This window comes from Macrococcus sp. S115 (assembly GCF_030067655.1).
Lineage (GTDB): Bacteria > Bacillota > Bacilli > Staphylococcales > Staphylococcaceae > Macrococcoides > Macrococcoides psychrotolerans.
The window spans coordinates 214,075-237,105 of sequence record NZ_JASJES010000001.1 but is presented as its reverse complement, the minus strand read 5'-3'; the positions used below and the strand labels follow the sequence as shown (position 1 = coordinate 237,105).

Below are 23,031 nucleotides of genomic sequence, written 5' to 3'. Positions count from 1 at the left end.
AATGGAATATGGGGGAGTATTATGAGAGTTATCGGTGGTAAATATAAGCGCTTTCCTTTAGAAGCGTTAAAAGGTGTCACAAGTCGTCCGACGACAGATAAAATAAAAGAGACGATGTTCAATATCATTGGGTCACTGGAAGGAAGCGGGCTTGATCTGTTTGCTGGCAGCGGTGCTCTTGGAATAGAAGGGATAAGTAGGGGACTAACGCATGTTGTATTTGTAGATGGCAGCTTCCAGGCGGTCCAGGTCATCAAGAAGAATGTTTCAAAGCTTGATGAACAGGTTGAAGTCTATAAGAACGATTATAAACGAGCGCTCAAGGCTCTTGTTAAGCGAGAGATGCAGTTCGATATCATCTTCTTAGACCCTCCATATGATAAGGGGATTATTGATGATGCACTGCCGTTCATTCGCGCAAACAAGTTACTTAAACCAGGCGGCTTAATTATGATAGAATGTGAAAAGCACGAAACAATCGATACGTTAGATTATGAAGTGCTGAAACATGAGAATTATGGCATTACAAAACTAATCTTATTAAGAGGGATAGAATGAAGAATATAGCAGTTATACCTGGCAGTTTCGATCCGATTACTTTAGGGCATCTTGATATCATTAAACGCAGTGCAGGGCTCTTCGATGTGGTTCATGTATCAGTGCTGAACAATGCAAGTAAACAAGGGTTCTTTACGATTGAAGAACGTATCGAAATGATTAGTGAAGCGGTTAAAGATATTCCGAATGTTGAAGTTGAGTATTTTCAAGGACTACTTGTGGACTACTGCAACAAAGTAGGTGCAAAACAAATTGTGCGTGGTCTACGTGCAGTCAGTGATTTTGAATATGAGATGCAGCTGACAAGTATGAATAAGAAGCTTAATGATGATCTTGAAACATTATATATGATGACGAATAATCAGTATTCATTTATTTCATCAAGTATGACGAAAGATGTTGCAAAGTACGGTGGAGACGTTTCAAGTATCGTACCCCCAAATGTTGAACTTGCTTTAAAACAAAAATATGCAGAAATAAACAGAAGACCTTAGTTTAAGGTCTTCTGTAGATTACTGGGTTGTTGAATTCTGTCTGTGATTGACCCGTCAGTATGTTGTATACATCAGTAGCTTTAACTTCCAGCGAGAAATAATGCACATTCTGTTTGTTAATATTCGTTATAATTGGAACAGGACAGAGAGTCTTCACTTGTTTAATATAATTTCTTCCTTGTTCATTCATAGCAAGTACACGGATTGCTTCAATCTGAGGCTTTGATTCCGGTACGTTGAGCAGGATATAGGTGAGTAGTCTTCGAATCCGTGCTTTCGTATAACGCTTAGTACTTAAGCATTCTATAAGGTGATCATAGCTTTGAGCCTCATGAATATACTTCTTGATGCGATATTCCAGACCTTCATACATCGTGTATATTGTGCGCAGTGTACTTAAGTCGCTCGAAACGATGCGGTATTTTAACAGCTGAAAGAGCATGTCTTTATTTAACGGATGTGCGATATACTGTAATGAAGACTGAGGCAGCGCATGCTGGAAGCGTGCTGCGTTATAATAGGCTTTACGGATTGCTGTTGCGCTTGAAATTTCTCCGGTCAATGATTCATCAAGATACGCATTGCTGACCCTTTGTACGGGAAAGAACGATAGTCCGGTATGTGCACCTTGTCTTATATATTGTACTGCAAGGATATCATTACTCTTTAGGCCGTTTGACATAAGTTCTGCGTATCCGATATCTCTGCGTGTCGGTTTTATATTATTAAGTCGCATCGCTTCGTGAGTGAGTGCTTGCAGATTATTGCTTTCGCTCCCGAATGATAATGTATCAGCTTGTAACATGTGTGCTACTGATACGCCGCCATATGCGAAATCATCTGCATAGCTCATCGCATAGAATTGCGGTAATTCAACGACAAGATCACAATGATGAATGGCCATCTGTGCACGCTGAAATTTACTGACGAATGCAGGCTCACCGCGCTGCGTAAATTGCCCGCTCATAATCGCGATGATAACATGCTCAGGAAATGCTGCTTTTATTTTGTTGATATGAAATAGGTGTCCGTTATGAAATGGGTTATATTCTGCGATGATCGCTATTGCCTTCACTAGTATTTCTCCTTTTCAGCGTTTATAATGACATTGTAACAGATTTATCTGTTAAGAAAATATCTTGACAAAGTACATATATAAAGTGTAAAATAAATTTTGTGTTTGTAAGAGGTGAAACCATATGAAATGGTCATTAACTGAATTAAGAAAGCATCGTGATAATGCTTTGTCAGTTGATTCAGAAATCAACTTAAATGAATTAATCAAAAGCCTGGACTTAGTCGATTTATCTCTGATACATGTTGAAGGTAAGCTGACACCGAAGTCTAACGAAGTTATCGCTGACTTACATCTTACGGGTCATTATGTAATGACGTGTGCAAGGTCGCTTGAAGATGTAGTTGTTCCGTTTGATATCCAATCGATTGAGTATTTTGATGATAGTGAATTTGAAGTTGACTATGAAGATAACAGACATCCATTAGAAAATGGTGTGATTGACCTTAAACCTGTTATCCAGGAGTTAGTCGTGCTCAACAAACCTGCACGTGTGGTAAAGGATGATGTTGATCTGACATTAACGAAAGGTAACGGTTGGGAAGTTATTGATGAAAGTCAATTAGAAGAGGAATTACCTAAGGTTGATCCTAGGTTAGCGAAACTTCAAGCTTTAAAAGACAGTATGTCTGAACAATAAGTGATAGGAGGCAAAAACAATGGCAGTTCCATTTAGAAGAACATCTAAAACAGCGAAAAGAAAACGTCGTACACACTTCAAATTATCAGTGCCTGGTATGGTTGAATGTCCATCATGCGGAGAAATGAAGTTATCTCACCGCGTATGTCCATCATGTGGGTCATACAATGGTAAAGAAGTAGTATCTAAATAATAGTGATTGCAAGAGGCCGGAAACAAATTCCGGTCTCTTTTATTGTGTCATTGCTGACTAAGGCTACTTATTTATAAGCCGTTAAATTGTTTTTTAAGATGATAATCATTATACTAAGTAGTGATTATATGCGAGGTGTAGATAGTGGAACATTATAAATTTTTAGAAGAGTCATCAGGGTCATTTATTGATCGATACATACATACGGAATTGAGTGCGTTCTATCATTATGCAGTAAGCGAGGCGGGACTAGCGGCAAGAAGTGACGTACGTCCTAATGGAAGAGAACGAGAACTGAGCGATGTGATTGCACAATATATGGGCGATGACATCTCACATGCTCAGCGCACTAACATTGCAGCAATAAGAGAAGGTCACCAAGTCGTTATCGGTGGACAGCAGGCAGGACTCTTTGTCAGCCCGATGTATACAATCCATAAGATTATCTCTATTGTTGTTATGGCGAAGGAACAATCAAAGCGACTTGGAAAGCATATCGTACCGGTATTCTGGATTGCAGGAGAAGATCATGATTTTGATGAAGTGAATCACGCAAATATTTATGACAACGAAAGCATTATTCATCGTGTGAAGTATTATCCAAAACAAGAGGTAACGGATTCTGTCAGTCACGTTCAGATGGAAACAGAAGCCTTCCATGCAGCGTTAAACAAACTGATTTCATTGCTGGATGAAACTGAACATACAAAACCGCTTTTTGCAATGCTCTCTCAACTTCCAGATAACTGGACGGAACACTTCCATAAGATTGTACACGAGCTATTTAAGGCTTATGGTGTTCTGTTTATTGACAGCCATTATAGTCAATTGAGGGAATTAGAGCGAGAACTGTTAACTTGGCAGTTTGAGCACCATCTTGAGATCGATCGTGCTTTCCGTGAGGGTCAGGACAAACTTGCTGAAACTATAGGTGAACGTCAGATTGTTACGGATACGAATGTTCATATGTTCATGCAGTATGATGGTATCCGTCAGTTGCTGAAGTATGAAGCGGGGAAGTATGTGTTACCAAAGTCAGAGGTCTCATTTACTAAAGAAGAAATCTTGCAGATGATTGCCGCGTCACCAGAAATATTCTCAAATAATGTCGTGACAAGGCCGCTGATGCAGGAACTTGTATTTAATACGCTCGCTTTTATCGGTGGACCTTCAGAAATTAAGTATTGGGGAGAACTGACACAAGTATTCAATCTTGCGAATATTAACATGCCAGTTGTTGTGCCGCGTATGCGTATTACGTATATTACTCCGGAACATTTAAAGATTATGGCGCGTTACGATATATCAATAGATGGACTGTTTCAAGAAGGTATAGAATATTTTGAGCAAAACTTCTTAAAGTCAAAAGAAAACTATCTAGTTGAACAAGAGATTAATGCGATGCAGCAGCAGCTGGATGCATCTTTTAAAGCGATTCACCAGCTAGATAGTGATGTAGAGCTAGCAAAACTGGCACAAAAGAATCTTCAACACCATCATATGCAGTTCAACTATTTTTTAGAGACATATCGCAAGCAGATTAAACGCAGACATAATACTGAGATGAAGCATTTCAACAAGCTGCGCAATGAGCTGACACCTGGGGGACTGCAAGAGCGTATCATGCACCCCGCGCAATTATTGAACCGTTATGGCCTGGATGTATTCTCTGATGTTATCGATACGTTTGAAACGTATCAGTTCAAACATTTAATAATTAAAACAAATGAATAAGACGAAGCCTGTTACATTGATCTTAACAATGTAACAGGCTTTTTCTGTTTTAAACAATTAATTATAAAAAAAATTGCATAAATAGTGGAGGAAAGTGGGGGGGTGTGGTAAATTATATTTAAGGCGAGGTGAATCGAAATGTTTATGGGTGAATTTCAGCATCAGCTTGACGCGAAAGGCCGAATGATTGTGCCTGCTAAATTTCGCGAAGAATTAACTGAACATTTCGTGATTACACGTGGCCTTGACAAATGTCTCTTTGGTTATACATTAACCGAGTGGGCAGCTATTGAAGAAAAACTAAAAGCATTACCACTCACAAGAAGAGACGCTAGAAAATTTATGCGTATGTTCTTCTCCGGAGCGGTGGAAGTCGAGATGGATAAGCAAGGACGTATCAATATTCCGAAACATCTGATGGAATATGCGGGTCTATCTAAAGAAGCTACAGTTATCGGTGTATCTAGTCGCATAGAAATTTGGGATCGTAAGTTATGGTCTGATTTCTATGAAGAGACAGAAGAAGAATTTGAGACAATTGCAGAAGAATTAATTGATTTTGATTTTTAGGAGGATTCTATGTTCCATCATGTAACAGTATTATTAGAAGAAACGGTCGATCAGCTGAATATTGATCCAAATGGGATATACGTCGACTGTACATTAGGTGGAGCAGGACACAGTCTATATCTTGTGAAGCAATTGCAGGAAGGGCACCTCATATCGATTGATCAGGATCAGACTGCGATTGATAATGCGCACATCATACTGAAAGATTATCTCGATAAGGTAACGTTTGTTAAGGATAATTTTCGCAATCTTTCTGATATCCTCACACAGCTTGGTATTCAGAAGGTTGACGGGATTTTATATGATCTAGGAGTATCAAGCCCGCAGCTTGATGTAGGAGAGCGTGGTTTCAGCTATCATCAAGAAGCTAAGCTTGATATGCGTATGGACCAGACACAGGCACTATCAGCTTATGAAGTGGTCAATACCTGGCCATACGAGAAGCTTGTTTCTATATTCTTCCGTTATGGTGAAGAGAAATTTTCTAAACAAATTGCAAGAAAGATTGAAGCTGAACGTGAGTTACAGCCAATTGAAACAACGACTGAACTAGTTGAAATTATTAAAGCAGCAATTCCGGCACCCGCAAGAAGAACTGGAGGGCATCCAGCTAAGCGTGTCTTTCAGGCGATACGAATTGCTGTCAATGACGAATTAGGTGCCTTTGAATCTTCTATAGAACAAGCGATTGATAGTGTTAAGCCGGGTGGAAGAATTTCAGTCATTACATTTCATTCTCTTGAGGATCGATTATGTAAGCAAGTCTTTCAGGAGTACAGTAAAGGGCCAGACATCCCTCGTGGGTTACCGGTCGTTCCCCCTGAATACCAGCCGAAACTAAAGAAAATCACTAGAAAACCAATTATATCCTCAAATGAAGAGCTCGAACATAATAATAGAGCGAGAAGCGCAAAGCTTAGAGTCGTAGAAATATTAAAATAAAGAGGTGACAACATGGCAGTAGAGTACATCAATCCGAACTATTACAATCAGGTCAATGAACAAGTTAAAGTTAAATCTGTTTCAAAAACACATGTTGTTTCCCTTTCAAAGCTTGAAAAATTAATTTATTTAACATTAGTGTCATTGATTGCGTTTGTAAGCATCTATATGCTATCTTTGAAATATGATGCGTATCAGACGAACACTCAAATTGCAGCAATCGAAGGAAAGATTGTACACCAGCAAAGTGTCAACGGAGAACTGAATTCTGAAGTGATGAAACAGTCTTCATACGAACGTGTCTATAGTAAAGCGAAATCATATGGATTAAGCTTGAAAAACGATAACGTAAAGGTAGTGCAAAAAGATGTCACGAAGTAAACTAAAACTAAAGAAAAACAAAATAGGAGCAGTCCTCTTGATCATGCTATTCGGACTGCTCTTTTTTTCATTGATTTTTAAATATAGCATGATCATGCTTACAGGAAAGTCCAGCGGCCAGGATCTTGAAATGCGTGCGAGCGAGAAATATGTTCGGAATATCGTCAATCAGCCTGAACGTGGTAAGATTCTAGATCGCAATGGACAGGTGCTTGCAGAGGATATTGAATCCTATAAGCTTGTCGCAATCCTCGATAAACGGTTTTCAGAAGGAAGTAAGCAACCGCGACATGTCGTTAATAAGAAGAAGACAGCTAAAGCTTTAGCTGACATCATCGACATGAAAGAAAAGGACATCTATAAAGTGCTGAGCAATAAAAAAGCATTTCAGGTCGAATTTGGTAAGGCGGGTAAAGACCTGACGTTTGATCAGAAACAGAAGATACAGAACTTGAAGATGCCTGGACTCACATTCTTCTCTGAGAAGAAAAGATTTTATCCAAATGGGAATTTCGCTTCTCATTTAATTGGTTTTGCAGAAAAAAATGGAGATACAAATGTGATGACCGGAATGCTTGGTAGTGAGAAGATATTCGATTCTTATCTATCGGGAAAACCAGGTAAAACGACCTTTAAACAGGATATATGGAACTATGTACTGCCTAAGTCAGGCAATGTCGTGCCGGCACAGGATGGGGATGATGTTAAGCTGACGATTGATAAGAACATTCAGATTTTTGTGGAAGACTCACTCGATATGATGGTCAAACGCTATAACCCGAAAGACATCTTTGCTGTTGTAATGGATGCAAAGACGGGAGAAATATTAGGAAGTAGTCAGCGACCAACGTTTAATCCTCAGACAAGAGAAGGATTTGGAGAAAAATGGGCGAACGATCTGTATCAGAATACGTATGAGCCAGGTTCTACTTTTAAGACTTACGGTCTTGCAGCAGCAATTGAAGAAGATCAGTATGACCCGAAAGCGAAGTACGAATCAGGTGAACGAGAAATAGATGGCATAACGATTTCTGACTGGAATGACGTTGGGTGGGGAACAATCACTATGAGCAAAGGATTCCAATTGTCTTCAAATGTGCTGATGATGAAACTGCAGGACAAAGTAGGCACCGATAAGATGAAGACATATTATGAAAAGTTTGGTTTTGGCAGATCGACGCAATCCCTTTTCGATTCAGAAGCTACCGGGCATATTTCGTGGAATGATGAACTGAGTCAAAAAGTAAGCTCATTCGGGCAGTCTACAACCGTAACTCCGGCTCAGATGTTACAGGCTGAAAGTGCAATCGTCAATGAAGGTAAGATGCTGAAGCCCTATTTTGTGAAGTCCATTACGAGTAAAGATAATAATGATATTTACACTGGTCAGAAAGATATCATTGGACAGCCGATTTCAAAATCGACAGCACAAAAAACGATGCAGCAGCTCTATGATGTTGTAAATGGTAAGGAGATGCATGCATTTAACTATGGTCTAAAAGATTATAAAGTTGCTGGTAAGACCGGTACAGCACAAGTGCCGGATACGGAAAAAGGTGGCTACGTCCAAGGGGCTAATCCATATATGGTCAGCTTTATGGGGTATGCACCAGCCAAAGACCCTAAAGTTATCATCTACTACGGTATGAGTCTTGCACAGAAGAATGATGCTGAAGCATATGCACAGGGGGTTTCAAAAGGGTATACACCCCTTATGGAAAATACATTGAAATATTTGAATGTAGGATCACCTAACAAGGATAATGCAAAGCTTATATTTAATACGCCGGATGTCATTGGAAGTAAGCCTGATAAGGCATCTACTGAGATTGAAAGTGCTTCGCTTCAACCTGTTCAGATTGGAAGCGGCAGTACTGTGATGAACCAGTTACCTGCTAAGGACACGAAGTTAATAGCCGATAATAAAGTATTTATTCTGACTGAAGGTACAAAAGTGATGCCGGATATCACTGGATGGAGTAGACGCGATCTTCTGATGTTCAGTACGTTGACCGGAGTAGAGATACAGTTTAAAGGTAACGGTTATGCCATCAGCCAGTCTATTGATGCAAATAATCCTATAAAGCAAGGTGATAAGCTGACAGTTGAACTTGATTCATTAGATCCTCTAAAACAGTCTCCAGTCTACAACGATGTTATTAAAGCACAGCTGCAGCAGGAAAAAGAAGTGTTAAAAGAACAGATAAAAGATAAAAAACTAAAAAATTCCAATTAAAAGAAAGGAAATCAGTAATTCTGATATGTGAAACTTATGCATGAAATTTATTTTGGAGTCATTACATTTATACTTACCGCAATACTTGTCCCTTTGTTTATCCCTCTATTAAAAAGAATGAAGTTTGGTCAGTCTATTCGTGAAGAAGGGCCGAAAAGTCATATGGTAAAGAGCGGCACACCGACAATGGGAGGATTGACGTTTTTAATCAGTACGATCTTACTAAGTGCGATCGCCTGCTTCTTCGTTGAAGACAATGGACCGTTGATACTATTGATACTTGTTACAGTAGGGTTCGGACTTATTGGATTTGTCGATGATTATATTATCGTTGTAAAAAAGAACAATCAAGGTTTGACATCGAAACAGAAACTTTTATTCCAGATCATTATTGCAATTCTTTTCTATGTCGTAAGTAATGTTCTTGGATTACTATCACTCAGCAACGAAATTAATATTCCATTTACGGATATCGGGATTCCATTATCTATATTCTATGTCATCTTCATCATCTTCTGGCAGGTAGGCTTCTCAAATGCAGTCAATTTAACGGATGGTCTTGACGGACTGGCAACAGGGTTATCAATCATTGCATTCAGCTGTTATTTTTATCTTGCAATCGTGCAGGGTGCTACAGCAATAGCTTATTTCTCAGCAATCTTAATCGGGAGTCTGTGTGGGTTCTTGATCTATAATAAGAACAAGGCGAAGCTGTTTATGGGTGATACAGGTTCATTAGCACTTGGTGGGGTTATCGCGACAGTATCGATTATGCTGAATCAGGAATTAACGCTGATTTTTATAGGCTTTGTATTTGTTGTTGAGACATTGTCGGTGATGATGCAAGTCACATCATTCAAACTGACTGGTAAAAGGATCTTCAAGATGAGTCCGCTTCACCATCACTTTGAGATGGTAGGCTGGAGCGAATGGAAGATTGTAACCGTGTTCTGGATTGTCGGTATATTAACTGGACTCATCGGAATTTATTTAGGAGTGAATTAAATGAAACATATACAAAAGTATCAAGGGAAAAAGGTGCTCGTTCTCGGACTTGGAAAAAGTGGCTATGAAACAGCGAAACTGCTGTATCGTCTTGGGGCACAAGTTACGATCAATGACGGTAAAGATGTTTCTCAGACAGAGCAATATCGCGAACTGACAGAGATGGGCATTACTATTATCGGAGGCCATCATCCCCTTTCATTGCTTGAAAATACGACGCTCATTGTCAAGAATCCAGGTATTCCTTACACATTACCGTTAATAGAACAAGCACAAACATTGAAGATTCCTATCATTACTGAAGTAGAATTAGCTTATGAAATTACCGAAAGCTCCATTATCGGTATTACGGGTACAAATGGTAAGACGACTGTTACATCCCTCATTGGAGATATGTTTAAATCACATCAACATGCAGGGTTACTATGTGGGAACATTGGTTTTGTAGCTTCGAAAGTCGCTCAGAATGCAGGCGCTCATGATACGCTTGTTATGGAATTATCATCGTTCCAGCTGATGGGAATTCAAGAATTCAGACCGCATATTGCGCTCATTACGAATATTTATTCCGCTCATCTGGATTACCATGGTAATCAGCAGAACTATACTGATGCTAAGATGCAGATTATTAAAAATCAGACCAGTGAAGATTACCTTATATTCAATGATAAGCAACGTACATTGTTGCAAAAATATGATATAAAGTCCAAGGTCGTCTATTTTTCTACTGACGAAAAAGTAGAAGGTGCGTATATAGATCAAAACAAAGTATATTTCTATGATGAATTTATCATCGATGTGGAAGACATCGTTCTGCCAGGCATACATAACCTTGAAAATGTGCTGGCAAGTATTGCGGCTGCAAAACTTGCAGGCATAGATAACATTCATATTTGCGATACATTAAAGACGTTTGAAGGGATTAAACATCGTCTGCAGTTTGTAACTGAGACAGACGGGGTGAAGTATTACAATGATTCTAAGGCCACGAATACATTAGCAACAAGCTTTGCGCTCGATTCATTCCAGCACCCGATTCATTGGCTTGCAGGGGGACTGGATAGAGGGAATGGGTTTGAAGAATTAGACACACACATTCATCATGTAAAGCGAATGTATATTTTTGGAGAAACAACTGAAAAACTTACAGCTTTTGCAGCGCAGCATCATATCCCTTGTACGATATGCAAAGATGTGACAGATGCAGTGATTAAAACTGCATCATATGTTGAACAAGGTGAGGTAGTGCTGCTCAGTCCGGCATGTGCCAGCTGGGACCAATATCCTACGTACGAAGTAAGAGGAGAACACTTTATCAGTCAGGTCAAATTAATTTAGAGGTGATATGATGGAGGATAAAATTATTCATACACCCCGTTTTGATGAACAAGGAAGAATGCGCAGAAAGAAACGTCAGAGACTGCAACTATTTATCTTCTTAAGCATTGTAGCAATCGTGTCTTTGATTCTTATTTATATGTTCACGAGTATCAGCTATGTAAAGAAAATATCAGTTAATGATACGTTGATTAACAGTACAAAGACAATCAAAGAGAAATCAGGTATTCAGCCTAAAGCGCGTATCTACAGACTGGATACGAAACAAATTGTGTCAAATATTGAATATCTTGATGGGGTAAAATCAGTTACTGTCAGACGTCATTTTCCGAATGTAGTCAGTATCAATGTAGAAGAATATGATGTGCTTGGTGTTGTAAAGGATGGTGAGCACTACCATCCTGCACTGGAAAATGGACAGATTCTACATAAGCATAATTACGCTGAGCCATCAGAAGTACCCCTTCTAAATAATTTTAGCAGTAAGGCGCTGAATCAGCTTGTTAAAGTTTTACGTGCCTCTGATGATGAAATTATCAATCAAATTTCAGAGATTAACTTTATACCGAAAGTAGAAGCTTCTAACCGCGTCCAGTTCTATATGAAAAATGGGCTAGAAGTTATCGGTGATATGCGTACCATCGACAACAAACTGAATTACTTCCCGGCGATGGCAAGTAAACTCAAAAAAGATAGTAACGGTCGAATACTGAAACCAGGTATTATCGATCTTGAGGTCGGAGCAGTATTTATCCCCTATGAATCGAAGCAAGCCGAGGAAAGAAGAATTGAATTAGAAGCAGCGATGGAAGAACGCTCTCAAAAAGATAAAGCTGAGCTTGAAAAATCTGTAGAAAAACTGAAGAAAGAGTTAAATCAGGTCAAAAAGAACAGCTAAAGTATAAATTTTCAAAAAAAAAAGTCTAATATTCATAAAACAGTTTATAGTTTTTCAAATAACGACTATAATAAGAATAGTGTATGACTGAATAAAATGTTTAGGAGGTGCCTATCGATGGAAGAACATTATTACGTATCAATTGATATCGGTTCATCGAGTGTAAAAGTAGTGGTAGGAGAAAAGTTTCACAATGGCATTAATGTGATAGGTACAGGCCAGACTTTTACTACAGGTATTAAAAATGGAATGATTGACGATTTTGATGTCGCACAGCATGCGATTAAAGATACAATTAAAAAGGCGCAGATTGCCTCAGGAATTGAAATTCAGGATGTTTTCTTAAAGATGCCAATTATCTATTCTGAAATTCATGATGTAGTGCATGAAGTTAAATTTGAGGGTGCTTCAACTGAAATAACAGGTGAACATATTGAAGATGTTCTGGATGGCATTCGTGCTAAGAATGCTTCAAAAGATATTGAGATTATCGGTGTCTATCCAAAGATGTTTAAAGTCGATGATCTGCATGAAGTAACGGATCCAAAAGAAATGGTTGCGACACAAAGCCTGGCAGTAGACGCAGGCGTTATCACAATTGAACGCAGTGTACTTATCAATATCTTAAAATGCGTCGAAAGCAGTGGCGTGCATGTACTGGATGTCTATTCTGATGCTTATAACTATCAGCACATCCTGTCACCGACCGAAATTGAACTTGGCACGTGTGTCATCGATATTGGTGACCAGTTAACGCAAGTGGCATATTATGAACGCGGTACATTATTTGATGCAGATCATGTTCAGATTGCAGGGAGTGATATTACTGAAGATATCTCTGAAGAACTGAATATTACATTTGATGAAGCTGAAAAAGTTAAAGAACAATATGGACATGCGTTCTATGACCTGGCGAGCGAACAAGATGTATTTAACGTTACGCAGATTGACGCCGAATCCCCTGTGAGTTTCAGTCAGAAGGATCTGAGCGATATTATCGAAGGTACAGCGGAAGAAATCTTCCTTGAAGTATTTGAATTACTGCAGGAAATGGGATTAAATAAAATTAACGGTGGCTTTGTACTTACAGGCGGAACCAGTAATATGCTCGGAATTAAGGAATTACTTTCAGATATGGTAAGCGAGAAGGTAAGAATTCATATTCCACAACAGATGGGCATTAGAAAGCCTGAATTTACTTCAGCAATCTCGACAATCAACAGCGGTATAGTATTTGATGAATTATTAGATTATGTTACAATTAATAATCATGATGTGCCTTCAGAAACAGAAGAACAACCGGTTGAAGCTGAGCCGAAGAAAAGTGCATTAGATGGATTATTCAAACGTAAGAAAGACAATGTTGAAACGCGTGTCTATACTTCTAAAGAAGAAACGAAGGCTGCACCAGCAGAAAGTCATCAAGATGCGCTTGACAATGATGAAGAAAAACCAAGTATGATGAAAAGGATAATGAAATCATTATTTGATTAAAATGGCCATTTAAAATATTAGGAGGAAAAACAATGTTAGAATTTGAACAAGGCTTTAATCACTTAGCAACTTTAAAAGTTATCGGTGTTGGTGGAGGCGGTAACAATGCCGTCAACCGAATGATCGATCACGGTATGAACAACGTAGAATTTATTGCGATTAATACGGATGGCCAGGCTTTAAACTTATCTAAAGCTGAATCAAAGATTCAAATTGGTGAAAAGTTAACACGTGGACTTGGTGCAGGTGCAAACCCTGAAATCGGTAAGAAAGCCGCAGAAGAATCACGTGAACAAATTGAAGATGCAATCCAAGGAGCGGATATGGTATTCGTTACTGCTGGGATGGGTGGCGGAACAGGAACTGGTGCTGCCCCTGTTGTTGCTAAGATTGCCAAAGAGATGGGGGCATTAACCGTTGGTGTTGTGACACGTCCATTCTCATTTGAAGGTCGTAAACGTCAGACACAGGCTGCTGCCGGTGTTGAAGCAATGAAAGCGGCAGTTGACACATTAATCGTCATTCCAAATGATCGTCTATTAGATATCGTTGATAAGTCAACGCCGATGATGGAAGCATTTAAAGAAGCGGATAACGTATTACGTCAAGGGGTACAAGGGATTTCAGATTTAATCGCGGTATCTGGGGAAGTGAACCTAGACTTCGCAGACGTTAAAACAATCATGAGTAACCAAGGTTCAGCACTGATGGGTATTGGTGTATCAAGCGGTGAAAACCGTGCAATCGAAGCAGCTAAAAAGGCAATCTCTTCTCCATTGCTTGAAACGTCAATCGTTGGTGCTCAAGGGGTTCTAATGAATATTACCGGCGGAGAATCATTGACTTTATTCGAAGCACAAGAAGCGGCAGATATCGTTCAGGACGCAGCTGACGAAGATGTAAATATGATTTTCGGTACGGTTATTAATCCGGAATTACAAGATGAAATCGTTGTAACAGTTATTGCAACAGGATTTAATGACAAACCGACACGTTCGGTATCTCCTGCAAGCTCATTTGGTCATTCAGCACCAGCACCTGAGCGTGAAGTGCGCAATGAAACACCCGTACAGGAAACAAGAGAGCGTCAATCAAACGATGAAGGACTAGATGTACCAAGCTTTATTCGAGATCGTGGTTCAAGAACACGTCGATCAAGAAGATAATGAAGGCTTTAATATTAGGAGTGGACCATTCTCATGTTCCACTCCTTTTTCAATATTGGGGGTCGTTATGGATATATTTAAGAGAAAAGCTGTTACGTTTAACTATAAGGATGATGAACATATAATTGGTATTACAGGTCGCAATGGTGGTGTCAGTGACTATCCAGAGCTTTCTTTGAATATGGCAAGATATATAGAAGATGCACCAGAAAATGTATCTCGCAATCAACAGCGTGTTGCTCAAGAAATCAATTTTGATACTTCAAAGTGGGTCTTTCCAATTCAAAAGCACGGAACTCATATTAAAGAAGTTTCATTAGAAGACAGAGGGATAAATATTACTGAATTGACCACTGCCCTGGACGATGTGGATGGCCTCTATACATATGATAGAGAAGTATTATTGACCATGTGTTTTGCAGATTGTGTACCCATCTATATCTATAGTGTGACCGATAACTTTATCGCGCTCGGACATGCGGGTTGGCGTGGTACTGTAGGAATGATCACCGAAAAGCTCATTAATGTATATAAAGGTGATAAGACACATCTGCATTGTGTGATCGGGCCTTCGATTAGTGGCAAGGCATATGTCGTTAATGATGAGATTAGAGCAAAGTTTATGTCACTGAATCTCCAGCTGGAAGATTGCTTTATACCTAATGGTGATATGTATGAAATAGAGCTGAAAGAAATCAATAGGCGTATCGCGCAGCATGCTGGTATTGCTGCTTCGCATATCCATGTCTCACAGCGCTGTACCTCAACTGGAAATGAGGATTTCTTCTCATATCGAAAAGAAGCAGGTAATACCGGCAGGATGTTAGCTTATATCGGAAAGAGGGATGACAATGGAAGTCAGAAAGAATCTTGACACAATTAAACAGGAAATTGAAAGTGCACTTCAGAAATCTGCTGATCACAAAGCTCCGACTATTATTGCAGTGACAAAATATGTTACAATAGACCGAGCAAAAGAGGCGATGGAAGCAGGTATCTGTCATCTTGGCGAGAATAGAATTGAAGGCTTCCTGGAAAAGCGTGAAGCTTTAGGTGATGCGACGATGCACTTTATAGGCACATTGCAATCACGTAAAGTTAAGGAGGTCATCAATCAGGTAGATTATCTGCATTCACTTGACCGATTGTCTCTTGCAAAGGAAATTGACAAACGTGCTGAAAAGACGATCAAATGTTTTGTACAGGTAAATGTTAGCGATGAACAGAGTAAACACGGAATTAAGAGAGATGAAGTGATGGACTTTATTCATGCCTTAGCATCTTATAGTCAAATTGAAGTGGTTGGCTTAATGACGATGGCGCCAGCAGATGCAGATGAATCAGAACTAAGAACATATTTTAAGGCGATGAAGCAGCTGCAGCTGGAGGTTCAGGATGCACACCTATCTTATGCACCATGTACAGAATTATCTATGGGCATGAGTAATGATTATCAGATTGCAGTAGAAGAAGGTGCGACGTTTATTCGTATCGGTACGAAGCTCGTCGGTTAGGAGGATATAATGGCTTTTAAAGATGTATTTAAAGGATTCTTTGCATATGAAGATGAAGAAGATTATGTAGAGGAACAAAGTGACAAAGTAAGAGAACCTGCGCAAAAAAAGGTTGTCAAAGAAACTTATGTTCCTGAAAAAAAGGTTGTACGTACAGAAAGTTTCCAAAAACAATCGAAACCTAAGATGAAAGTGAATGAAGAAAAAGTGACGAAAGCGAATGTTGTCAATATGCATGATGATATAATGAATGTAAGCTCAAAAGTATGTTTGTTTGAACCGCGCGTATTCTCAGACACACAAGATATTGCAGATGAATTAAAGAATAGACGTGCAACGCTCGTAAATCTGCAGCGTATCGATAAAATATCAGCAAAGCGTATTATCGATTTCTTAAGTGGTACAGTGTATGCTATTGGCGGAGATATACAGCGTATCGGTCAGGATATCTTTTTGTGTACACCTGACAACGTTGAAGTGGCAGGTACGATAACAGAAATGCTAGAGGCACCAGAAGAGGAGAATGAATGAATACATATATGATTGTTTATAATCTATTTAATTTTTTAATGCTATTTTTAGAAATATTTTACTGGGGCATGATCATCTACTTCTTTATGTCATGGCTGCCAGGAGCAAGAGAATCAAAGATTGGTCGCATGATGAGTAAAGTATATGAGCCGATACTAGAACCCTTTAGAAGAGTGATTCCGCCACTAGGTATGTTTGATGTTTCGTCAATAGCGGCATTGATTGTTTTGCGCTTTTTCATGCAAGGCATCGCAGCGATATTCAACATCATATTAAACAGTTTGGCATAAGTCGTACCGGTTATGATAGCTTTGTTACTTATAAACTATTATGACCGGTAAATTATGTTTGGGAAAGGGAATTTATGAGTATTTATCAGCATTTCAGATATGAAGAAATTGAAACTGTTAAAGTATTGGAAGACCTGGTCGCACAGGCAAAAAGCCAGTATGCACCAATACTCACGCACTTTTTAGATCAAAGACAGCAGTTTATTTTAACGACGCTCGTCAACAGAACGGATTTAAACGTATCTTTTTATGGTGGAAGTGGCGAAAGAGAACGTGTCCGTGCACTCATTTATCCAGAATACTATGAAGTACAGCAAGAAGATTTCGAGGTCAGTGCCTTTAAAGTGAAATATGCACAGAAGTTTGTAACGTTAACCCATCGCAACGTTCTTGGTGCACTCATGCAACTTGGATTTAAACGTGAGTATCTCGGGGATATAATTATAGGTGACGAATTACAGATTGTAATTGCCTCTCATTTGAATGATTATCTAGTACAGCATCTGACAAAACTTAAAGGATCAACCGTAAAACTTATTGCGATAGATGCAGATACATTGAATGAGGCCGTTGAAACATATCAATCACATCATGCCACAGTTTCTAGTTTAAGGCTCGATGTGGTTGTTGCTGAAATGATGCGTAAATCAAGAGCGATAGCACAAAAGCATATCGAAGCAGGTCATATTAAGGTAAATCATGTTATAATAGATAAAGTAAGCTTCGTTATTGCGTCTGGGGATACACTCTCAATTAAAGGCTATGGTCGTGCGCAGCTTACTGAAATAGGAGATTTAACGAAAAAGAATAAAAACCGAATTACATATAAAACATTATTTAATCAATAGTACGAGGTGAGACAATGAAATATAGTCCAGAAGAAATTAAGTTAAAACAGTTCAACGTAGTACATAAAGGTCTGAATGAAAATGAAGTCCGTAACTATCTGGAAGAATTAAGCAATGAACTTGAAACATTACGTCGCGAAAAGAAGATGCTGGAACAGCTGATTGCTGATAAAGACGAGAATATCAATCGTTTTAAGAATGTAGAGAATACGATTTCTGATGCTATCCTAGTCGCACAACGTGCAGGCGATGAAATTAAGGCAGCTGCAGGCATGCAGGCAGATGTCATTATTAAGGATGCAAAAAGTCATGCAGATCTCATCGTGAATGATGCTATGCAAAAAGCGCGTGAAATTGCTTATCAGACAGAAGATATGAAGCGCCAATCTAAGATTTTCAGATCACGTTTCCAGCTGTTAGTTGAAGCGCAGCTAGACCTTCTTAAAACTGAAGACTGGGATTATTTGCTTAACTATGAACTGGATACACGTCCATTACAAGAAGATGCTGCCCCTCAAATAGATCCAGCTGTAAATCAAGGTGGCGGATCAGTAGATAAAAATGAAATTTCTGAAAACTAGGACTTACGTTTTTTAAAGTTTCATGTTAATATTAGAAATAACAAACATGTAGAACCGGATTGAAGTCCTGTTATGAAAGCGAACGAGGGATAGTGTGAGCCTTGGCATAACGCCTTTAATCAGATCACTCTACTCAAAAAAATCATACTAAACATAAAGCGAGCTCTGTAAGAGTTAATCCAGGTGGTACCGCGGCAATTGTCGTCCTGATTAATGATTATAGACTCGCTTTTTTAAAGGAGAAGAACTATGGATTATAAAGACACATTATTAATGCCGAAGACAGATTTTCCGATGCGTGGAGGTTTACCGAATAAAGAACCCCAAATTCAGGCGCAGTGGGATGAAAAGAAGCTCTATGAAAAAATATTAAAGAAAAACGAAGGTAGAACGCCTTATGTTCTTCATGATGGTCCTCCTTACGCAAATGGACAGATTCATATGGGACATGCATTAAATAAAATTATTAAAGACATGATTATGCGTTATAAAGCTATGAATGGATTCTATGCCCCTTATGTACCTGGATGGGATACGCATGGTCTTCCGATTGAAACGGCACTGACGAAAAAAGGAGTGGACCGCAAATCAATGTCTGAAGCGGAGTTCCGCGAATTATGTCGCGCATATGCCTTAGAACAAATTGAATTACAAAAGTCCGATTTTAAACGATTAGGTGTTAATGGTGACTGGGAGAATCCATACATTACATTGCAGGAAAAATTTGAAGCTGAGCAGATTCGTCTGTTCGGTGACATGGCTGCTAAAGGATATATTTATAAAGGTAAAAAACCTGTCTACTGGTCGCCTTCAAGCGAATCTTCATTAGCTGAAGCAGAGATTGAATATCAAGATAAAGTATCTCCTTCAATCTATGTTGCATTTGATGTATTAGATGGTAAAGGTTTAGTCGATGATGATGTGAAATTTGTTATCTGGACGACGACGCCTTGGACATTACCCGCTAACGTTGCGATTGCGTTAAACAAAGATTTAGACTATGTACAAGTACGTGTAAATGATACATCATATATCGTAGCACAGGCTTTATTAGATAATGTTTGTGATGCAGTTGGCTGGGAAAAAGAAGGTGTTCAGATTGAGAAGACATTCAAGGGTGCTGACTTAGAATTTGTTAAAGCACGTCATCCATTTATCGATCGTGAGTCTTTAATCATCTTAGGGGATCACGTTACAACAGACGCTGGTACAGGATGTGTACATACTGCGCCAGGACACGGGGAAGATGACTTTATCATCGGTCAGAAATATGAGTTAGATGTGATCTCACCTGTGGATGGTAAAGGCGTTTACACAAGTGAAGCTGGTGAATTTGAAGGGATGTACTACGACAAAGCGAATAAAGTAATCACTGAGAAGTTAGAAGCTTCAGGTCACCTATTAAAACTTGACTTCTTCAAGCACTCATATCCGCATGACTGGAGAACGAAGAAACCAGTTATCTTCCGTGCCACACCACAATGGTTTGCATCGATTAATAAAGTGCGTCAAGATATCCTGGATGCAATCGAAGAAACAGAATTTAAAGTGGACTGGGGTAAGACGCGTATTTACAATATGATTCGTGACCGTGGCGACTGGGTGATTTCACGTCAGCGTGTATGGGGCGTGCCACTTCCAGTATTCTATGCCGAAAATGGTGACATCATCATGGATAAAGCGGTAATTGAACACGTTGCGACACTTGTTGAAAAGCATGGGACAAACGTTTGGTACGAAAGAGAAGCGAAAGATTTATTGCCAGAAGGGTTTACACATCCAGGTAGTCCGAACGGAGTATTTACAAAAGAAACAGATATTATGGACGTTTGGTTTGACTCAGGTTCATCTCACCGTGGTGTATTGGAAGCGCGTCCGGAATTATCGTTCCCAGCTGATTTATACTTCGAAGGGAGTGACCAGTATCGTGGATGGTTCAACTCATCGATCACAACAGCAGTTGCTACACGTGGCAAGTCCCCTTATAAGAAATTATTATCGCACGGTTTCGTAATGGATGGACAAGGACGTAAGATGAGTAAATCATTAGGAAATACAGTACTACCAGAGAAAGTTGTCAAACAGATGGGTGCAGATATTATCCGCCTATGGGTAATGTCCGTAGATTATTTAGCAGACGTTCGTATTTCTGATGATATCTTAAAGCAAGTCTCTGAAGTATATCGTAAGATTCGTAACACATTTAAGTTCCTGTTAGGAAATGTAAATGATTTTAATCCGGCAACGGATGCCGTTCCTTATGCAGAACTTGTAGAGATTGATCAGTTTATGTTAAATAAATTATATACATTCGTTAATAATGCACATAAACATTATGATAATAACGATTACTTATTCATGTATCAAGAGTTACAGAACTTTATCAACGTAGAATTAAGTAACTTCTATCTGGATTATGGTAAAGATATCCTTTATATCGAAGCACAGGATAGTCATGTCCGTCGTAGTATGCAGACGGTTGTCTATGAAGTATTGACATCATTAACGAAAGTGTTAGCACCAATTATTCCACATACTGCTGATGAAATCTGGAGCCATACGCCACATGTGGATGAAGAAAGCGTACATTTAGCAGATATGCCAGAAGTACAGACTGTAGACACAGCGTTGATCGGTAAATGGAATCATTTCCTAGAGATTCGCGATGATGTACTAAAAGCAATCGAAGAAACACGTAACGATAAAGTAATCGGTAAATCACTTGAAGCGGCTGTATATATTCAGGCGAAAAACGAAGAGGACCAAGCATTGCTCAAATCATTCGATAATCTGCATCAACTCTTCATCACATCTTATGCAGAAGTTGTTGATGAACCGCAAGGAACAGATTATAACTTGAGTAACGTACTTGTAAAGCATGCTGAAGGTGAGAAATGTGAACGCTGCTGGAATTACTCTACAGTACTTACAGAAGAAAGCCACGCACACCCACATGTGTGTCCAAGATGTTTATCAGTACTTGAATCTAAATAATATTAAAACCAGGATCTCCTGGTTTTTTTTTTTTTTTTTTAAGTATTTTAAAATTAAATAAAAATATTATGTAAACTAATAAGTTTGAAGACGAAACGATGTTTATGTGTTAAAATAACAAAGATTGGAGTGAGGACATGAATCGTAAATATCGCATTATACCAATGACTTTATATACCGCCATATTGATATTGATGGATCAAATTTCAAAATATATTATTGTAAAGACAATGAATATCGGAGAGAGCATACCTGTAATCGGTGATGTATTACAAATAACTTCTCATCGTAATTACGGAGCGGCATGGGGAATGCTTCAAAATCAGATGATCTTCTTCTATATTATTACTATCATCGTACTCATTGCACTTATCTATTTTTATTATAAGGAAGCAGCAGATAACCTACTGATGCAGTGTGGACTAATGCTTATTTTTGCAGGTGCAATCGGAAACTTTATCGACAGATTATTTAGAGGGAATGTCGTTGATTTTATCGATACGAAGATTATTAACTATGACTTTCCGATATTTAATGTTGCGGATAGTTGTCTGACAATCGGCGTATTTATTTTACTTTATGAGCTTTTATTTAACCAAAAAGAGGAGAAATCACATGGAAACATTTAATTTTGAAATAAACGAAGAAGAAACAGGCATACGTATTGACAAATTTCTTGCGGATGCAAATCCAGACTGGTCACGCAGTCAGATTCAGGACTGGATTAAAAACGATCTCGTTTTAGTGAACGGCAAAGTCATTAAATCGAATTATAAACTGCGTTTAAATGATGAAATTTCAGTGACTGAGAAACCAGTAGAAGAGATCGATCTCGTAGCACAAGATTTAGGTTTAGAAATTTATTATGAAGATAAGGACGTTGCTATTGTCTATAAACCAAAAGGTATGGTGGTACATCCTGCACCAGGACATCCAGATGGAACGTTAGTGAATGGATTGATGCATGCAATCACAGACTTATCAGGTATCAATGGTGAGATTCGTCCAGGCATCGTTCATCGTATCGATAAGGATACTTCAGGACTATTGATGATTGCCAAGAATGATATTGCACATCGTGGTCTAGTCGATCAGCTCGTGGATAAATCCGTTACGCGTAAATATACGGCATTAGTTCATGGCGTGATTCCGCATGAATTTGGTACAATTGATGCGCCGATTGGGCGTAATCAGAAAGACCGTCAGGAAATGGCTATTGTTGACAATGGTAAACACGCAGTTACACACTTTAATGTGCTTGAAACATTTGATAAGTATACACTTGTAGAATGTGTGCTTGAAACAGGTCGTACACATCAGATTCGTGTGCATATGAAGCATATCGGTTTTCCACTTGTCGGAGACCCGAAATATGGTCCGAAGAAGACGATGGATATCGGTGGACAGGCGTTACATGCAGGCGTATTAGGCTTTGAACATCCTGTTACTGGAGAATATATTGAACACAGTGCACCGCTTCCAGAATACTTTGAAGAACTGCTGACAAAGTTAAGAAAATAGTATGTAATTTTACTTTTTCGATTGACAA

Annotated in this window: 24 protein-coding genes; 23 read left to right on the top strand and 1 reads right to left on the bottom strand. The window is 38.9% G+C overall.

Going from position 1 to position 23,031, the window contains the following annotated elements; translation table 11 throughout:
* The first annotated feature begins 21 nt into the window (after positions 1-21).
* Positions 22-558, top strand: coding sequence for a 16S rRNA (guanine(966)-N(2))-methyltransferase RsmD (gene rsmD, locus QNJ52_RS01195; RefSeq protein WP_283721655.1), 537 nt, complete (start codon positions 22-24; stop codon positions 556-558).
* Entirely contained in the window at positions 555-1,052 is a 498-nt protein-coding gene (coaD, locus tag QNJ52_RS01190) for a pantetheine-phosphate adenylyltransferase (RefSeq protein ID WP_219494491.1), read from the top strand. Before rsmD ends, coaD begins: the two co-directional genes overlap by 4 nt.
* 1 nt (position 1,053) lies before the next feature.
* Here coaD and QNJ52_RS01185 read toward each other — a convergent pair whose 3' ends face one another.
* The gene (locus QNJ52_RS01185; RefSeq protein ID WP_283721654.1) at positions 1,054-2,127 is read right to left on the bottom strand and encodes a tRNA(Met) cytidine acetate ligase; all 1,074 of its coding nucleotides are present in this window, start codon (positions 2,125-2,127) and stop codon (positions 1,054-1,056) included.
* A gap of 124 nt (positions 2,128-2,251) precedes the next feature.
* Here QNJ52_RS01185 and QNJ52_RS01180 point away from each other — a divergent pair, with 124 nt between their 5' ends.
* The 21 genes from QNJ52_RS01180 (at position 2,252) to QNJ52_RS01080 (ending at position 23,003) form a co-directional block, all read left to right on the top strand.
* Positions 2,252-2,767 carry a YceD family protein gene (locus QNJ52_RS01180; protein ID WP_219494495.1) on the top strand — a complete coding sequence of 172 codons (516 nt, stop codon included), beginning with the start codon at positions 2,252-2,254 and terminating at the stop codon, positions 2,765-2,767.
* A 19-nt stretch (positions 2,768-2,786) separates the two neighbouring features.
* Positions 2,787-2,960: a 50S ribosomal protein L32 gene (gene rpmF / locus QNJ52_RS01175; protein WP_041635879.1), complete on the top strand. Its 174-nt coding sequence runs from the start codon at positions 2,787-2,789 to the stop codon at positions 2,958-2,960.
* Between the two features lie 144 nt (positions 2,961-3,104).
* Positions 3,105-4,694 carry a bacillithiol biosynthesis cysteine-adding enzyme BshC gene (gene bshC / locus QNJ52_RS01170; protein ID WP_283721653.1) on the top strand — a complete coding sequence of 530 codons (1,590 nt, stop codon included), beginning with the start codon at positions 3,105-3,107 and terminating at the stop codon, positions 4,692-4,694.
* Positions 4,695-4,832: 138 nt separating this feature from the next.
* Positions 4,833-5,264, top strand: a complete 432-nt coding sequence (gene mraZ / locus QNJ52_RS01165) for a division/cell wall cluster transcriptional repressor MraZ (protein ID WP_012656658.1) — start codon at positions 4,833-4,835, stop codon at positions 5,262-5,264.
* 9 nt (positions 5,265-5,273) lie between these two features.
* Positions 5,274-6,206, top strand: coding sequence for a 16S rRNA (cytosine(1402)-N(4))-methyltransferase RsmH (gene rsmH / locus QNJ52_RS01160; RefSeq protein WP_219494499.1), 933 nt, complete (start codon positions 5,274-5,276; stop codon positions 6,204-6,206).
* A gap of 12 nt (positions 6,207-6,218) precedes the next feature.
* Positions 6,219-6,587, top strand: coding sequence for a cell division protein FtsL (gene ftsL / locus QNJ52_RS01155; RefSeq protein WP_086042285.1), 369 nt, complete (start codon positions 6,219-6,221; stop codon positions 6,585-6,587).
* Positions 6,574-8,823, top strand: coding sequence for a penicillin-binding protein (locus tag QNJ52_RS01150; protein ID WP_423245805.1), 2,250 nt, complete (start codon positions 6,574-6,576; stop codon positions 8,821-8,823). The genes ftsL and QNJ52_RS01150 overlap by 14 nt, the downstream gene beginning before the upstream one ends.
* Before the next feature lie 36 nt (positions 8,824-8,859).
* The gene (mraY, locus tag QNJ52_RS01145; RefSeq protein WP_283721652.1) at positions 8,860-9,828 is read left to right on the top strand and encodes a phospho-N-acetylmuramoyl-pentapeptide-transferase; all 969 of its coding nucleotides are present in this window, start codon (positions 8,860-8,862) and stop codon (positions 9,826-9,828) included.
* Positions 9,829-11,166 (top strand): UDP-N-acetylmuramoyl-L-alanine--D-glutamate ligase, encoded by a 1,338-nt coding sequence (murD, locus tag QNJ52_RS01140; RefSeq protein ID WP_283721651.1) that lies wholly within the window; start codon positions 9,829-9,831, stop codon positions 11,164-11,166.
* Positions 11,167-11,176: 10 nt separating this feature from the next.
* Positions 11,177-12,064, top strand: coding sequence for a cell division protein FtsQ/DivIB (locus tag QNJ52_RS01135; protein ID WP_283721650.1), 888 nt, complete (start codon positions 11,177-11,179; stop codon positions 12,062-12,064).
* 117 nt (positions 12,065-12,181) lie between these two features.
* Positions 12,182-13,558, top strand: coding sequence for a cell division protein FtsA (ftsA, locus tag QNJ52_RS01130; protein ID WP_283721649.1), 1,377 nt, complete (start codon positions 12,182-12,184; stop codon positions 13,556-13,558).
* 32 nt (positions 13,559-13,590) lie between these two features.
* On the top strand, positions 13,591-14,724 hold the full coding sequence (gene ftsZ / locus QNJ52_RS01125; protein ID WP_086042291.1) for a cell division protein FtsZ: 1,134 nt from the start codon (positions 13,591-13,593) through the stop codon (positions 14,722-14,724).
* Positions 14,725-14,791: 67 nt separating this feature from the next.
* Positions 14,792-15,598, top strand: coding sequence for a peptidoglycan editing factor PgeF (pgeF, locus tag QNJ52_RS01120; protein ID WP_219494509.1), 807 nt, complete (start codon positions 14,792-14,794; stop codon positions 15,596-15,598).
* The gene (locus tag QNJ52_RS01115; RefSeq protein WP_283721648.1) at positions 15,576-16,238 is read left to right on the top strand and encodes a YggS family pyridoxal phosphate-dependent enzyme; all 663 of its coding nucleotides are present in this window, start codon (positions 15,576-15,578) and stop codon (positions 16,236-16,238) included. The genes pgeF and QNJ52_RS01115 overlap by 23 nt, the downstream gene beginning before the upstream one ends.
* A gap of 9 nt (positions 16,239-16,247) precedes the next feature.
* Positions 16,248-16,769, top strand: coding sequence for a cell division protein SepF (locus tag QNJ52_RS01110; protein ID WP_219494513.1), 522 nt, complete (start codon positions 16,248-16,250; stop codon positions 16,767-16,769).
* A complete protein-coding gene (locus QNJ52_RS01105; RefSeq protein ID WP_283721647.1) occupies positions 16,766-17,059 on the top strand; it encodes a YggT family protein in 294 nt (97 codons plus the stop codon). Before QNJ52_RS01110 ends, QNJ52_RS01105 begins: the two co-directional genes overlap by 4 nt.
* 74 nt (positions 17,060-17,133) lie before the next feature.
* Positions 17,134-17,907 (top strand): YlmH family RNA-binding protein, encoded by a 774-nt coding sequence (locus QNJ52_RS01100; protein ID WP_283721646.1) that lies wholly within the window; start codon positions 17,134-17,136, stop codon positions 17,905-17,907.
* Between the two features lie 14 nt (positions 17,908-17,921).
* Positions 17,922-18,488, top strand: a complete 567-nt coding sequence (locus QNJ52_RS01095; RefSeq protein WP_219494518.1) for a DivIVA domain-containing protein — start codon at positions 17,922-17,924, stop codon at positions 18,486-18,488.
* A gap of 249 nt (positions 18,489-18,737) precedes the next feature.
* Entirely contained in the window at positions 18,738-21,482 is a 2,745-nt protein-coding gene (gene ileS / locus QNJ52_RS01090) for an isoleucine--tRNA ligase (RefSeq protein WP_283721645.1), read from the top strand.
* Between the two features lie 137 nt (positions 21,483-21,619).
* Complete coding sequence (gene lspA / locus QNJ52_RS01085) at positions 21,620-22,111, top strand: signal peptidase II (RefSeq protein WP_099483238.1); 492 nt, start codon at positions 21,620-21,622, stop codon at positions 22,109-22,111.
* The gene (locus QNJ52_RS01080; protein WP_219494521.1) at positions 22,098-23,003 is read left to right on the top strand and encodes an RluA family pseudouridine synthase; all 906 of its coding nucleotides are present in this window, start codon (positions 22,098-22,100) and stop codon (positions 23,001-23,003) included. The genes lspA and QNJ52_RS01080 overlap by 14 nt, the downstream gene beginning before the upstream one ends.
* Positions 23,004-23,031 lie beyond the last annotated feature (28 nt).